Annotated in this window: 13 protein-coding genes; 5 read left to right on the top strand and 8 right to left on the bottom strand. The window is 31.5% G+C overall.

Going from position 1 to position 12419, the window contains the following annotated elements; genetic code table 11:
• Positions 1 to 3 precede the first annotated feature (3 nt).
• Together FLACHUCJ7_RS20720 and FLACHUCJ7_RS20725 are read right to left on the bottom strand one after the other, a co-directional pair.
• Complete coding sequence (locus FLACHUCJ7_RS20720) at positions 4 to 3573, bottom strand: response regulator (RefSeq protein ID WP_180910287.1); 3570 nt, start codon at positions 3571 to 3573, stop codon at positions 4 to 6.
• Positions 3574 to 3578: 5 nt separating this feature from the next.
• A complete protein-coding gene (locus FLACHUCJ7_RS20725; protein ID WP_180910288.1) occupies positions 3579 to 4802 on the bottom strand; it encodes a hybrid sensor histidine kinase/response regulator in 1224 nt (407 codons plus the stop codon).
• A gap of 253 nt (positions 4803 to 5055) precedes the next feature.
• On the opposite strand from FLACHUCJ7_RS20725, the gene FLACHUCJ7_RS20730 reads away from it, so the two are divergent.
• Positions 5056 to 5904: an SDR family oxidoreductase gene (locus FLACHUCJ7_RS20730; protein ID WP_180910289.1), complete on the top strand. Its 849-nt coding sequence runs from the start codon at positions 5056 to 5058 to the stop codon at positions 5902 to 5904.
• Positions 5905 to 5918: 14 nt separating this feature from the next.
• Entirely contained in the window at positions 5919 to 6179 is a 261-nt protein-coding gene (locus FLACHUCJ7_RS20735) for a SemiSWEET family sugar transporter (RefSeq protein WP_180910290.1), read from the top strand.
• Between the two features lie 60 nt (positions 6180 to 6239).
• Here the strand turns inward: FLACHUCJ7_RS20735 and FLACHUCJ7_RS20740 are convergent, their stop codons facing one another.
• From FLACHUCJ7_RS20740 to FLACHUCJ7_RS20750, 3 genes are all read right to left on the bottom strand, one after another.
• A complete protein-coding gene (locus FLACHUCJ7_RS20740) occupies positions 6240 to 7064 on the bottom strand; it encodes a hypothetical protein (RefSeq protein ID WP_180910291.1) in 825 nt (274 codons plus the stop codon).
• A gap of 275 nt (positions 7065 to 7339) precedes the next feature.
• Positions 7340 to 7705 carry a hypothetical protein gene (locus FLACHUCJ7_RS20745; RefSeq protein WP_317170941.1) on the bottom strand — a complete coding sequence of 122 codons (366 nt, stop codon included), beginning with the start codon at positions 7703 to 7705 and terminating at the stop codon, positions 7340 to 7342.
• Between the two features lie 304 nt (positions 7706 to 8009).
• Entirely contained in the window at positions 8010 to 8444 is a 435-nt protein-coding gene (locus FLACHUCJ7_RS20750) for a response regulator (protein ID WP_180910292.1), read from the bottom strand.
• Positions 8445 to 8625: 181 nt separating this feature from the next.
• Between FLACHUCJ7_RS20750 and FLACHUCJ7_RS20755 the strand changes: the two genes are divergently transcribed.
• On the top strand, positions 8626 to 9126 hold the full coding sequence (locus FLACHUCJ7_RS20755; protein ID WP_180910293.1) for a pyridoxamine 5'-phosphate oxidase family protein: 501 nt from the start codon (positions 8626 to 8628) through the stop codon (positions 9124 to 9126).
• A gap of 54 nt (positions 9127 to 9180) precedes the next feature.
• Here FLACHUCJ7_RS20755 and FLACHUCJ7_RS20760 read toward each other — a convergent pair whose 3' ends face one another.
• The 3 genes from FLACHUCJ7_RS20760 to FLACHUCJ7_RS20770 form a co-directional block, all read right to left on the bottom strand.
• Positions 9181 to 9879, bottom strand: coding sequence for a DUF72 domain-containing protein (locus tag FLACHUCJ7_RS20760; protein WP_078230021.1), 699 nt, complete (start codon positions 9877 to 9879; stop codon positions 9181 to 9183).
• A 78-nt stretch (positions 9880 to 9957) separates the two neighbouring features.
• Positions 9958 to 10608, bottom strand: a complete 651-nt coding sequence (locus tag FLACHUCJ7_RS20765) for a DNA-formamidopyrimidine glycosylase family protein (RefSeq protein WP_230408888.1) — start codon at positions 10606 to 10608, stop codon at positions 9958 to 9960.
• Between the two features lie 67 nt (positions 10609 to 10675).
• A complete protein-coding gene (locus FLACHUCJ7_RS20770; protein ID WP_078230023.1) occupies positions 10676 to 11251 on the bottom strand; it encodes a YciE/YciF ferroxidase family protein in 576 nt (191 codons plus the stop codon).
• 188 nt (positions 11252 to 11439) lie between these two features.
• Between FLACHUCJ7_RS20770 and FLACHUCJ7_RS20775 the strand changes: the two genes are divergently transcribed.
• Both FLACHUCJ7_RS20775 and FLACHUCJ7_RS20780 read left to right on the top strand, forming a co-directional pair.
• Positions 11440 to 11766 carry a hypothetical protein gene (locus FLACHUCJ7_RS20775; protein ID WP_180910294.1) on the top strand — a complete coding sequence of 109 codons (327 nt, stop codon included), beginning with the start codon at positions 11440 to 11442 and terminating at the stop codon, positions 11764 to 11766.
• A 38-nt stretch (positions 11767 to 11804) separates the two neighbouring features.
• The gene (locus tag FLACHUCJ7_RS20780; protein ID WP_180910295.1) at positions 11805 to 12281 is read left to right on the top strand and encodes a hypothetical protein; all 477 of its coding nucleotides are present in this window, start codon (positions 11805 to 11807) and stop codon (positions 12279 to 12281) included.
• Positions 12282 to 12419 lie beyond the last annotated feature (138 nt).

The following is a 12419-nucleotide window of genomic DNA, read 5'->3' on the forward strand; positions in this document are numbered from 1 at the left end:
TAATTAAACTTTATCATACAGCCAAACACGCAGCAATGACAGCAACTGATCAATATCAACCGGTTTCGTGATATAATCTGATGCGCCTGCTTTGATACATTTTTCACGATCACCCGTCATTGCTTTTGCTGTAACCGCTATTAATGGAAGAGATAAATGCTTAGGATTACTTCTTATTTTTTCTGCCGTTTCATAGCCATCCATATTAGGCATCATCATGTCAAGCAAAACAATATCTGTATTTGGATTTTCTTCTAAAACTTTTATGGCTTCATTACCGTCAAAAGCGGTAATAACATTCATTTTAAAAACTTCCAAAGCTTTAGTCAGTGAATAAATATTTCGAACGTCATCATCAACCACTAAAACCGTTTTATCAAATAAAATATTATTGAGCAGATTAAGTTTTTTATAACTCTCTTTTTTACCGCTCTCATTTTTATTTTCTTCAACCAAATGTAAAAAAAGAGAAACTTCGTCCAGCATCCTCTGATAAGAATGTGCTGTCTTTACGATAATAGAATCAGCATATTTCTTGATTTTTACTTCTTCTTTTAATGATAAACTTTTTCCTGTAAATACAATTACCGGAAGATTTTCTAAACCTGGACTCTTTTTTACACCATCCAAAATTTGATAGGCCTGTTTATCGGGAATTCCCATATCCAAAATCACACAATCGACATTATTTTTAGTCAAGGATTTTAACCCGTCAGAAACATCACTTTTAATTTCAGAATTGATATTATAGGTTTCTAAAAAATAAGACAGCGCTTTGGCATGCTTTGGATTGTCCTCTATAATTAAAACCTTTTGAGATTCTTTGCTAATGATGTGTTCAATTCTCATAAAAACATCAGGAATTTTTTCAAACGCAACAGGCTTATCCAGAAAATCAACGGCTCCTTTTAATAAGCTTTCCTGTTTTAATTTATGCGATGACATAATATGCACCGGTATATGTTTGGTTTGCAAATTGTTTTTCAATTCTTCCATAACTTCCCAACCACTTTTTACAGGCAATTCTATGTCTAGTAAAATACCAACAGGTTTATACATTAAGGCGAAATTCAAAGCATAATCGCCTCGCACTGAAACAATTCCTTTATAACCGCTTTTGCGTGTAAAGGTAAGCAGTGATTTTGCAAAATTCATATCATCTTCTACTATCAGAATAACTTTATCATTTTCAGATATCGAATCCCTGTCATCTTCAATTTCTTCAGGAATAGTAGTGCTTATGTATTTTTTTTTGCTTTCTGTTTCCTCATTATTTTCTTCCTGAATTTGAATTGGCGGTGTTTTTTCGACTATAACTTTTTTTATTGATGAACCATAAATTGGCAAACATAATGTAAAACTGCTTCCTTCATTTTCCTTGCTATGCAAAATAATTTCGCCTTTAAGCAATTTTGCTAATTCTCTACTTATTGACAATCCTAAACCAGTCCCGCCGTATTTACGTTTTGTAGAACCATCTGCCTGTTGAAAAGCTTCAAAAATTAAAGGCTGCTTATCTAACGGGATTCCGATTCCGGTATCTTTTACAATGAAACAAATAATTTTATCATCATCATCATTTATTTTTATTTCTAAACTTACAGATCCTTTTTCGGTAAATTTAATAGCGTTTGAAAGCAGATTTTTAAGGATTTGTTCTAAGCGCATTCGATCCGTTTTAATAACAAGAGGTGCTTCTTTTGAGATTATTTCAAAACCGATATTTTTTTCTTTTGCGACCTGAGTAAATAAACTTGCTAAACTATCGGTTATCTCTTTTGTCGAGACCTCCAAAAACTCGAGTTCCATTTTTCCTGCTTCAATTTTAGATAAGTCCAGAATTTCATCAATTAGTCCCAACAAACTGTTACCGGAACTCATAATTACTCTTGCGAACTCAATTTCTTCTTTGTTCATGCTTTTATTGTTGTTTTCAGACAACAATCGGCTTAAAAGTAAAATAGAGTTTAATGGCGTTCGCAGCTCATGAGACATATTGGCTAAAAACTCAGATTTATAGCGGGTTGTAAGTTCCAAAGCTTCAGATTTTTTCTGAATTTCAGTGTTCTTTTCCTCTAATAAAACACTGCGTTCCGAAAGTTCTTCATTAGTCTGTTCCAGTTCTTCCTGCTGAACCCTCAATTCTTCTTCTGAGGCTTGTAATTTTTCGGTTTGAGCTTCTAATTCAGCATTTATTGATTCTAATTCCGTGTGTTGCAATTGCAGTTCCTCAGATTGTGCCTGAGTTTCTTCTAACAATTCAAAAACACGTCTACGATTTTGAGTTGATTTTAAAGCAATGGCAATATTGCTGGAAACAGTTTCTAAAAATTCTAAATCTATATCGCTGTAACCATAAACACTCGCTAACTCAAATGCGCCTTCAATTTTGGTATCAATCAAAGGAACTGCTACAATATGTTTGGGTTTTATTTCTCCCAAAGCGTATGTAATCTGAACATCATTTTCGGAAAACGATTTTAATTCCAGAACTTTTCCTGACACAACACATTGACCAATTAAACCTTGTCCTTTTTTAATATGCGTTCTATTTTTATTAGGCAGATAACTGTAACCTGACGTTGCATACAACTCATCCCCTTCCATTGCATATATTACCCCGGCACTGCTTTTGGTATATTGGCATAAAAATTCAATAATATCTTTTGACATGTTTTCGAGTTCTTTCTCACCCAGCATTACATTATTCAGTTTAGCTATCCCCGTTTGCATCCATTCTTTTTGAGATAGCAAACTGAATGAGTGTTTAAGTGAAGTACTCATTGCATTAAGTGATTCGCCAACACTGCCTAAAGCATCCGCTTTTTTATCGTCTACTTTAACATCATAATTTCCATTTGAAATATTTTGTGCAATAGTACTGATAGCCTCAATCCTCTGTGCTGTTTCACTATCTTTTCGTTGCAATTCACTTTGAAGAAAAGACCGTTGGTTATAATCTTTTAAGATCCGAATAAAAAAAGTAATCGCAATTATAAACGAGATTATAAAAGCTGCAATAATTAAAATAAAGCTGTAATTGCCATACTTCTCAGATTTTGCATTTCGTTCTTTCAATAAGGACTGTTCGCTATTTTCGATACGCTTAAAATAGCTTCTTATCTCATCCATCATCCTTTTTCCTTCGTTAAGGTCAAAAGTGACTGCATCTTTTTTCAAACGTTTTTTTACAACCTGATTATTGAGATATTTCAAAAAAATATCTCGTCGTTCTTTTAATTCTTTTAGGCTTTTCTGCTGCGAAGGATTATCAATTGTTAATTCTTCCAGTCTGTTAAAAAATGTATTTGATACTTCTTCAGCATTATTATAGTGATCCAGAAATTGCTCGTCACCTGATATTAAATATCCGCGCATACTGGTTTGAGCATCTGTAATTACAGAAGCTGCTTCGTTTAAATTGTAAATAACTTCCTGAGTATGATTGACCCAATAATTACTTTCTAATAAGTTTCTAATGCTTAAAAAAGAAGCTATAGAACTAATCATCAATATAATTAATGAGGCAAAAGAACTGATCAGTAAATTTCTTTTAAAGTTATTTTTTTTCATATATATTATTTTATTTCCTGATATTCTAAGGGTAAAACCATAATAAAACTTGCTCCCTGACCAATCTGACTTTTGGCAGTAATCAAACCGTTATGTTTTTCTATTATTTTTTTTGCAATTGCGAGTCCAATACCGGTTCCTTCGTAGCTTTGACGGTCATTGAGACTTTGAAAAATGATAAAAATCCTATCCAGATAAATTTCGTCGAAACCAATTCCGTTGTCTTTGACAATGATGCGGCAATATTTTCCATGAGCTGAAGGTTTTCCTCCGAAATCTTTAGTTGCGATTAATTCAGATGTAATTTCTACAAAAGGATTTTCTTTATTGTTTGAAAACTTAAGCGCGTTTCCTATCAAATTTTGAAAAACCTGTCGCAATTGACTCGGAATGCTGTCTATAGTTGGAAGCACATTTGTCTTTATTGTTGCATTCTTACGTTCAATGAGGTAATCAAAATCAGATAACACTTCTTGCAGAACTTCATTTAAATCGGTTTTTTCAGGCTGTACTTTTGATGATAATCTCGAATAAGCCAGCAAATCTGTAATTAGAGTCTGCATCCTTTCAGCCGATTTAATAGTACGGTTTACATAATCAACCGCTTTTTCATCTTTAGCCAGATAAAGGTCTTTGATGATTTTAATAAAAATCTGAATCTTTCTTATAGGTTCATTTAAATCATGTGAAACTACCCATGCAAACTGTTGCAGCTCATGATTTTTAAGCTCCAGCTCTTCATTTTTTAAGACTAATTCTTTTGTTCTTTCTGAGATTTTTACTTCAAGATTATCCTGCGCTTCTTTTCGAATCTTGATTTCTTTTGAAAGCAGGTCTTTCATTTCTTTTAACTGATTCTGCTGTTCGTAAATCTTCAGAAAAGTTTTTACCTTCAAAATCAGCAAATCTGTATCAACCGGCTTTGTTATATATTCTACCGCTCCGGTTTCGTATCCTTTAAAAATGTATTTTTTTTCAATATTAAGTGCCGAAAGAAAAATAACAGGAATGTCTTTTGTTTTTTTATTGCCCGAGAGAATTTTTACCACTTCAAAACCATCCAGACCAGGCATCTGAACATCCATGATAATAAGGCAGTAATTTGTTTGTAAAATTTTCTTTAATGCTTCTTCTCCTGATTCTGCGGTATCTACATCGATATCATGTAATTCTAATGTTTTTTTTAAGGCTATAATATTTGCCCTTATATCGTCTACAATTAATATCATCTATTTGTGAGCTAAAGCATTATGATTACAGTACATTTTAAAAATTTACTTTATAATTTAAATTTTTATAAACTCTCAAATATATTTAAAAAAAAATCAACCTTTTGTATTTAGAAATTATATTCCTTACATAATTCCCATGTCTGTTTGTTTATGCAATCAAAGACTTTTTGCGACAATCTTAAATTCTTTCAAGTCAAACATTACCAAGGATTAGAATTATTTTAGCAGGTAATCTTAAATATTAAGTATCATGAAAAATACAAAAACATTTCCTGAACAGAAACAAAGCCTTCCTGGCAATGAATATTTAATGAAACCCGAGCCTGAGATTATCAAAGAAAATTATGACGGAAGCGGAAAACTTTTAGGGAAAGTCGCGTTTATAACCGGAGGTGACAGCGGAATAGGCCGGAGTGTTGCTGTCCATTTTGCAAGAGAAGGTGCCAATGTTGCAATTGTTTACCTTAAAGAAGATAAAGATGCGCAGACAACCAAAGAGTTAATTGAAAAAGAAGGTCAGCAATGCCTCTTAATCAGTGGGGACCTGAAGGATGAAAAATTTTGCAAAAATGCTATAAAAGCCTGTATCAAAACATTTAACAAAATAAATGTGATAGTAAACAATGCTGCTGTTCAGTTTCCTCAAAATGAGCTTGAAAAAATTACTGCGGCACAGCTTCAAAAAACTTTTGAAACCAATATTTATCCTTATTTTTATATTACCAAAGCAGCTTTACCTTTTTTAAACAAAGGCGACAGCATTATAAACACAAGTTCGGTCACTGCTTATCGTGGAAGTGAACATCTTCTTGATTATTCGAGTACAAAAGGTGCTATTTTAAGTTTTACCAGATCGTTATCAACCATGCTGGCAAAAAGACAAATCAGGGTTAACGGCGTTGCTCCTGGCCCCATATGGACACCTCTGATTGTTGCTACATTCGATAAAATTTCTGATTTTGGAAAAGACAATCCAATGGGAAGACCAGGGCAGCCATCAGAAGTTGGTCCTGCTTATGTTTTTCTAGCATCTGAAGACAGCAGTTATATTACCGGGCAATTTATTCACATAAACGGTGGTGAATTGATAGGAGGTTAATTAAATTTAAAATTATGAATTTTACTGACATAATGGGTTTGTTTGCAGGATTTTGTGTCACTGTTTCGGTTATTCCTCAAATAATAAAAGTATGGAAAACCAAAAAGGTAAAACAAATTTCACTACTGACCTTTAGCGTACTCACTTTTGGAATTGTAATATGGGTTGTTTACGGGATTTTAAAAAAAGATTTCCCAATCATTATTACCAACAGCATTTCGTTATTCTTAAATCTCATAATGGTTTATTTTATTATTTACTATGAAAGAGAATAAATCCTAAAATAAAAAAAACAGCCTGATAAAAGCTGTTTTTTTTCAATATGTGAGGCTCTGCTAGCTAACTAATTTTTGATTATATAATTTACTGAATGCCAGATGATATTTTTCTTTAAATACTTTTGATAAATAATTTCGGCTCATCTGGCCGGTTCCTGAAAACGCATTCAAAAAATTCAAATTAGAAACTCTTTTAAGTTCTTCTATTTGTTTATTGGCGAGTGTTAAAATTGGCTTTATGTCTTTCATATATCCATATGTATGCTGATCGAGTTCTGTTTCTAAAATGTTCTCTACAATTCTTTTACTCAATAATTTTTTTACAATTCCTTTTTGCGGAATAGCCTCAATTTCTTTAATCTTTTGTGCGATTTTAAAATTTTGCGGCTCAATATTGATATATTGTCCTGATGTATTATAGAAAATCTTATTTAAATCTGACAAGAGACCAACATCTTCTGTTTTAGAAGCAGTACAGATCACAATCGACATCTGAACACGTTTATATCCCTCCAAATAAAAAATATTATTAATATTTGACGTGTTTCTGATAATACCGCTTTGATTGGTTTTTATTTTTTTTATTGCACCATTGATTCCAAAACTATGACTAAAGCTACCCTCTGAGCAGTAAGCGAATAAAATAGGCGAATGTGCGCAGGATTCCATGCTAAGCAACGTATCATCATTAAATACGATATCAAATTGTATATATGAAATTTGTTTATTAAAAGTGATACCACTTATAAACCCGTTTGCATTTTTAGACTTAACCGTTAAATTGTATTGATTATTTTCTGAAGTTAATGTCCCATTCAAACTATCTTTAAGGTCATTAAAAATAGTGTTCATTCTGCCTGTATTTAAGTAAAGTTTTTTCATCTGATCGTTTTTTAAAAATGAGTTTTATAATTAAAAAGAGTTCGGAATTTTAAACTTTAATTTTTTATGATTAATTCTATCTCTTTTGAACAATTCAAATTTCGATATACTGCGAAGGTTTGTTGTTATATAATTTTTCGCAGGACTTTCATAATTAATAGTTTATAAAAAAACAACATGTCTGATAAAACAAAAACAGCTGCTCCAACTTAATGTTTGAACAGCTGTTTTTTCAGCAAAATAAAAAAATCCTAACCTATGAATCTAATTAAGCTTTAAGTGAGTTTATTAATATCGGCATTAGTCGAATAGTTTTTTTCGGGTATGTCTTTAAAAAATTCAGCTGCTTCCAAATCGGCAGATGGGCCATATCCTAATAAATAAGTACCTTTTTTATTGTCTGCCGTTTCTATAATATACAAAATTGACATATCGTCCGGATCGCTCATTCCTTCGTATCTATGATGGGCTACAATAAAAATCTCTTCCGGTTTATAAGAATATTTAGATTCTGTTTCTAAAAGAGAGTCATCCTGAAACAAAAAATTACAGCAATACCCTTTTTTTTGATACTCCTCTATATATTCTAATTCGTGTTTTGAAAGTTCTTTTTTCATGATAATATCAATTATATGATTCATTAAAGTTTTTCAAACCTTTCTAAGCAAATTTCACTTATTTAAAAAGAACCTTTTGACTCAAAAAATATTTTTTTTATCCCATTAAGTCATTTGTGCAAAAATTAAAAAACGCAACTATAAATTCGATATAGAACAATATTGAGATTTTAACCCGAAAAAAAGCAATTAAAATACAATGCCATCTCCGAATTATCAATATTGTGAAAGCAAACAGGAATTGAGCCAGATTGGCTCAGGAAATTGTAAAATGCAGAAAAGTATAAGAAATTACAATAATCAAAACTAAAAGATAAAGACAGTGCTTTTAATCTTTATTTTGAAAAACAAAATTATTAACTGTTGGAACAAAATTCTCCCAGTCTATTTGCAGGGCATGCTCAATAGACTTTATAATGTCATTCATTAAAACTGGCTTGGTTATAAATAAACTAGCTCCTAAAGCACGACATTTTTCGATAATTCCGGGCTCATTTGATGTTGAAAATATAATGATCGGAATATTTAGTTTATCGCCATTATAAAGTTCTGACAAAACATCAAAACCGTTTTTCCCCGGCATGTTCAAATCCAAAAAAATAACATCCGGTGCTGGTGGGGGATTATAAATTGCATTTAACAGTTTTTCTCCACCTGTGTATGTCTGAAGTTTTATTTCTTTCTGCAATGATTCTACAGCATCAGCAAAAATACTCAAATCATCCTCGTCATCATCAGTGTAGAATATAGTTATTGCATCCATAAGAATTTTTAAATTAATAAATCTAAGCCAAAGATAAATAATTTAAGAGGATTACCAATTACATCACAATTTCTGAAAACAGGAAAAATAGAAATATCATAATCCTAAGAATGAATTATATAACTGTAAAAAACTAAAAAAACTGATCTTTATTTTTTGTATAAATTTTAAAAATAAAAACATGGGAGATCATAAAGACCTTAAAAATATTTCAGCAGCTGAAAAAATAAAAGATCTGGCTGAAGATATAAAAACGTGTATGTTGTGTACATATAAAAACGAAAAATTACAATCTCGCCCAATGTCATTTCAGGAGATCGACGAATATGGAAATTTTTTTTTCTTATCAGATAAGAACAGTAACAAAAATGAAGAAATTTCAGCAAATTCAAAAGTCGAAATTATTTTTGCCCAGCCTCACGACAAATTCATGATCCTGCATGGCAATGCTACTATTTCGTATGATCGAAAAAGGATTAAAGAATTATGGAATTCTATAATCAAAATCTGGATGACCGGCGGTGCTGATGATCCTAATTTGAGTATTATAAAAGTTGTTCCCGAAGATGGTTATTACTGGAATAATAAAAATGGTAAAATGGTTGCAATTGCAAAAATGACAGTAGCTTTTGTAACCGGAAAAACAATGGATGACGGAATTGAAGGCAATCTTGAACTATAGTAAGGATATAAAAATGGCAATCGAAATGATTATTAATTGTCATTTTTATATTTTTTAAAATTCAAGGGCATTTAAGATTCCTTGTGTGCCTGCTGTATTATTAAAATAAACAAAAGCATTTTTGTCTTCCAGCTTGTTCTTAATCTGCTTTAATTCGACGGTAGAATAACCCGAATAAAAAAGTTCTGAATTACCGTGAAACCTGATGTAAATTAATGGGAATTCAGTAAAAACTGTCTGTGGAAGATTTGGATAACTTACACTGCAGAAGGTAATATTATTTTCAAGAAAAATTTCCCATACATCTTCATTCCACCAGCTTTCATGCCTAAATTCAATAACATTTTTGAATTCATAATCTAAGTTCACTACAATTTCATGGAGCCTTTCCTTACTATACTGATAACTTGGCGGTAACTGAAACAAAATACATCCTAATTTTTCCTTTAAGCCGTTTTTACAAATGCTGTAAAAATCTTCAATGAGGGTTTTACAATTTGTAAATTTTTTAATATGAGTAATCTCTTTATGCACCTTAACTGAAAACAGAAAGTTTTCAGGAGCTTTTTTATACCAATTGTGAAATATTTCTACTGTAGGAAATTTATAAAAACTACCATTGAATTCATAAGTATCAAAATATTGGCAATAATGTTCGAACCATTTAGAAGCAGGGAGATTTTCAGGATAGAAAATACCTTTCCAAAAACGATTATTAAAACTTGAACAGCCTTTTAAAACATTATTTTTCATAGGTATATTTTTTGACAATTGGTGCAAAAAAAACTTCGTCGTTTTTTTATACCGGTATGCCTTTTTTCTAATGGAAGATTACAACGAACACATTTTTTTTTTGGTATGTGCGAGCCAATGTTTCTTTAATTCATACTTTTTTTTCCAGTCCAGAAATTGAAAACTATATATAACACTCTCGTCAATAAGTTTTTGAATGTCCTCTAAAGGAATTTTACCTACTAAAGATTCCGGATGAATTTTACATCTGTATAAAACTTCATTTTTTATAATATTTCCTACTCCGGAGAATATGTCCTGTTCTAATAAAGCATCACAAATCATCTTGTTGGGAATCTTATCCAAACTTTTTTTTGCTTTTTCGGGATTCCAATTTTCGCTCATCACATCTTCTTCCCAATTATAATAAAGATTGATGTCGCCTTCTAAAATTTTAATCGAGCAGGTATAAAAATTAATTTCTCCATTTGTAAAAACCAATCTCAGTCTTGGAATAGTTTCCTTTTTTTCATTGATTAGATAAGTACCAAACATGAGCATGTGAATTTTGACAGTAAAGTCATCAAAGCAAATTAAAAAATGCTTACCCCAACTTTTAAATTCAAGTATCGTTTTGTTTTTTAACCTCAAAATATCGATACTGCTATTTCCCGAAACATCAATGATATTTTGCCCTGAAAATTGCTGTACTGCTTCTTTTAATATCACTATTGATGGACCTTCTGGCATAATATCACTATTTTAATAAACTAAAAAAGCACAGTATAGAACTGCGCTTTTTAATATTTCATAAAAATTACTCCAATTCTGCAGCTTCAAGATTTACTGCATTTACTGCTACTTCGGTAAGTTTTTTGTCTGCTCCTTTTTCTTCGTCAAGCGTTTGCTCTAATAAAGCAGCTGCTTCTTCGAATCCTAATGTTTCTGCAAATTGTCTAAGTGTTCCGTAAGTTGCAATTTCATAATGTTCAATTTTTTGACTTGCTGCAATTATTCCGGCGTCACGTACCACACCTAATTCTGTCTCTTCAAGAATTCCTTTTCCTTCTTCGATTAAGCCATCCATAGCATCACATTTTTTAGCTGTAGCTTTTTTGCCTATCAGTTCAAAAACTTTTTCCAAACGAATTATATGTTCTTCCGTTTCGGTCAAGTGAGAATTTAGAGCCTCGATTAAATCAGCCGATGTTGCATTTTTAGCCATTTTTGGAAGTGCTTTTGTCAAGGCTTTTTCTGCCCAATAGATATCTTTAAGACTATCCTCAAACAATTCTGTCAGACCTTTTGCAGCATTTGACTTTGGTTTTACTGCTCCACTTTTTTTAGCTTCTTGTTTAAGGGCTGTTTCTTTTTTATTATCTGTAGTTTTCATAATTATAAATTTTTATTGATTAATGTTTTCAAAATTAGATTGTTAATCAACCCTTTACTTATATTATTCAAATCCAGAGTTTCAAGATAAACACCTGTAGATTATGAAAATAGATTATTAAATTCTGTAAGAGGTTTCTTTTGAATCGTGGATAGCTTTGTAATATTGAATTATTAAAAATAAATATCATGAAAACGCATATCTCAAATAGCAGAAATAAATATAACCATTACGAAAACGCACAGCTTTACTTTGAACAAAAATATCAGGGAGGATTTTTGGATCCTGATGCGGCTATTTTAATTGAAAGCGCAATTGATAAACTTCTGAAAAAAGATAATATACTTCGAAATGAAAATATTCCAAATGATGGAAGTATGAGCGAAGAAGAATATGTTAAAAAACATCAGGAAGATGATAATTACTACAAACCTGAAAAAACGGAACAGGAAGAAGAAGGCATACAAAACGATGAAAACTTAGATTATGACGAGTTAGAACAACGAAATGACTAATCATAAGCTAAATATTAATAATACTAAAAACTACTATTATGAGCACTATAGATCAAAATAATACAGATAAAAATGTCCTTATGAATGAGGAACTGTATCAAAACAATAAACAGAAACAAACCAACAGAGAAATCGCCGAACAGGGGTTTGCGGTTCGAAATGGTCATGACCCAAACAAACCAAATCCGGATGAACGAATCACAAATGATGAAGATGATTTAGACGACCTAAACGATGATTTTCATGCAGACAGAGATCTGGAAGGCAATGACAACTTAGACGACCTTGATGAAGAAATTGACCTTGATGGCGATGAAAGAATCGTTAATGACGAATTTGACAATCCTTCTGATTCATTTGACAACACCTTTAATGAAACCGAAGAAGATTTAGAAGAAATTGATCAGGACGACGAAGAGATTAAAGAAGAGGACGGCTTAGAATATAAAGAAGATGATATTCAGAAAGAAAAAAATGAGGAAAATTATCCTTCAAATGATCCGAGGAAGTTCTAAGATTACTCAACGCTTCTGCCATATCTAATCAATATAAAAAATAATTTAGGTGCAACTTTATAAAAGTTGCACCTTTTTATATGACTTAAAGTAAAATATCTTCGAATCTCTACGTATACTTTAAATAATTATTTCTCC

The organism is Flavobacterium salmonis (assembly GCF_903819435.1).
GTDB classification, from domain to species: Bacteria; Bacteroidota; Bacteroidia; order Flavobacteriales; family Flavobacteriaceae; genus Flavobacterium; species Flavobacterium chungangense.

Coding starts and splice junctions, on each gene's coding strand:
- FLACHUCJ7_RS20745 (WP_317170941.1), bottom strand. CDS start 7,705: ATGAATCATATAATTGATATTATCATGAAAAAAGAACTTTCAAAACAC.
- FLACHUCJ7_RS20720 (WP_180910287.1), bottom strand. CDS start 3,573: ATGAAAAAAAATAACTTTAAAAGAAATTTACTGATCAGTTCTTTTGCC.
- FLACHUCJ7_RS20750 (WP_180910292.1), bottom strand. CDS start 8,444: ATGGATGCAATAACTATATTCTACACTGATGATGACGAGGATGATTTG.
- FLACHUCJ7_RS20755 (WP_180910293.1), top strand. CDS start 8,626: ATGGGAGATCATAAAGACCTTAAAAATATTTCAGCAGCTGAAAAAATA.
- FLACHUCJ7_RS20780 (WP_180910295.1), top strand. CDS start 11,805: ATGAGCACTATAGATCAAAATAATACAGATAAAAATGTCCTTATGAAT.
- FLACHUCJ7_RS20775 (WP_180910294.1), top strand. CDS start 11,440: ATGAAAACGCATATCTCAAATAGCAGAAATAAATATAACCATTACGAA.
- FLACHUCJ7_RS20760 (WP_078230021.1), bottom strand. CDS start 9,879: ATGAAAAATAATGTTTTAAAAGGCTGTTCAAGTTTTAATAATCGTTTT.
- FLACHUCJ7_RS20740 (WP_180910291.1), bottom strand. CDS start 7,064: ATGAAAAAACTTTACTTAAATACAGGCAGAATGAACACTATTTTTAAT.
- FLACHUCJ7_RS20730 (WP_180910289.1), top strand. CDS start 5,056: ATGAAAAATACAAAAACATTTCCTGAACAGAAACAAAGCCTTCCTGGC.
- FLACHUCJ7_RS20765 (WP_230408888.1), bottom strand. CDS start 10,608: ATGCCAGAAGGTCCATCAATAGTGATATTAAAAGAAGCAGTACAGCAA.
- FLACHUCJ7_RS20770 (WP_078230023.1), bottom strand. CDS start 11,251: ATGAAAACTACAGATAATAAAAAAGAAACAGCCCTTAAACAAGAAGCT.
- FLACHUCJ7_RS20725 (WP_180910288.1), bottom strand. CDS start 4,802: ATGATATTAATTGTAGACGATATAAGGGCAAATATTATAGCCTTAAAA.
- FLACHUCJ7_RS20735 (WP_180910290.1), top strand. CDS start 5,919: ATGAATTTTACTGACATAATGGGTTTGTTTGCAGGATTTTGTGTCACT.